General features: G+C 47.8%; 2 protein-coding genes. One reads left to right on the forward strand and one right to left on the reverse strand.

All coding sequences use genetic code 11. The features are described 5' to 3' along the window. Positions 1-347, forward strand: a 347-nt coding sequence (traT, locus tag ACRC27_RS01225) for a complement resistance protein TraT (RefSeq protein ID WP_438638950.1), incomplete at its 5' end; no start/stop codon positions are given. A gap of 218 nt (positions 348-565) precedes the next feature. On the opposite strand, the gene ACRC27_RS01230 is transcribed toward traT, so the two are convergent. Next, the coding region (locus ACRC27_RS01230) for an arginine deiminase (RefSeq protein ID WP_438638952.1) at positions 566-1,549 on the reverse strand (984 nt) is incomplete at its 5' end.

The following is a 1,549-nucleotide window of genomic DNA, read 5'->3' on the forward strand; positions in this document are numbered from 1 at the left end:
GTATCGCAGCTTATAATTCTAATTCAGCGGGTACCACGTTAGGGGTAGGTTTGGCTGCCGGTGTTATTGGTTTAGCGGCCGATACCTTGGTGGAAGATATTAACTATACCATGGTCACTGATGTTCAGATCACTGAGCGTACTAACGGTAAAGTTATGACCAATGATGTCGCGGCGCTGACACAAGGGACTTCCGGCTATAAAGTCCAAACCAGAGCAAAGGAAGAACACAAGCAAAAATACCAAACACGCGTGATCTCCAATGCCAATAAGGTGAATTTGAAGTTTGAAGAAGCTAAGCCAGTTTTAGAAAAAGAATTGGCGAATGCAATCAGCAATATCCTGTAATGGCATTGCTTTTCATGCTGATGAAAAAATGCTCAGTTAATGTCTGAATAATCGAGTGCTAAAGTGAGTGTTTAAAATTAACAAGCCCAGAGGGTATTCACTTGCTGGGCTTGTTGCTTTTATTTGCGTGCTGTTGGCTATTCACTGTCGTGGTTATCACTATCAATCACTATCTATCACTATGCCACTCAAGGCGACCAATACAGTTAAACGCAAAATTAATAATCAACGGCATCACGAATGATCGGGCAGGTCATACAGTGACCACCGCCGCGACCACGACCAAGTTCACTGCCGACAATTTCAATCACTTCAACGCCTTGTTTGCGTAATTGGGTATTAGTTTTGGTATTACGATCGTAAGCCATTACGACCCCAGGGGCGAGGGCGACCACATTGTTACCACTGTCCCATTGCTGGCGTTCGGTATCGTAATCATTTCCTTCGGTTTCAACCACACGCAATTTTTTCAGATTCAAGGCCGCTGCGACGGCCTCGACAAAGGTGCCTTTATCGCGTTTAAGCTTCATGCCGGTGGGGCCATCAGAAGGGCGCAATGAGAAGGTTTTAATTTGGTTGACGATAGCAGGATACAGCGTGACGACATCACGATCGCAGAAGGTAAATACCGTATCCAGATGCATGGCAGCACGCAGTTTGGGCATGGCGGCAATCATCACACGTTCAACGCCGGAGTTTTTGTTGGCAAAGAGCGACGCGGCTAATTGCGTGATGGCTTGATGTGAGGTGCGCTCACTCATGCCAATCAGCACGGTTTTATTTCCAATCGGCATCACATCACCGCCTTCCAGCGTCGCGGTGCCGTGATGTACGGTCGGATCGCCCCACCAGAAATTGATCTCTTCGTTCGCAAAGTCGGGATGGAATTTATAAATCGCTGTGGTCAATACGGTTTCTTCGTGGCGCGCTGGCCAATAGAGCGGGTTGAGAGTTACCCCGCCATAAATCCAGCAGGTGGTGTCACGGGTATAAAGGGTGTTGGGCAGTGGCGGCAATAGGTACTCGGTAATGCCGACTGCTTCACGGATTAATTTCAACTCCTCCAGATCCGCATAGCCTTCGCTCGCTAATTCACTGGTCGATAAGCCGCCAATCAACACTTCGGCTAAGGCTCTGGGGGCTAAACCATCCAGAAAACTGCGCGTTTCATTAATAATCCCGAGAGAGACTTCATTGGGAAT

This window comes from Plesiomonas sp., assembly GCF_051650925.1.
Lineage (GTDB): Bacteria > Pseudomonadota > Gammaproteobacteria > Enterobacterales > CAMTGL01 > Plesiomonas.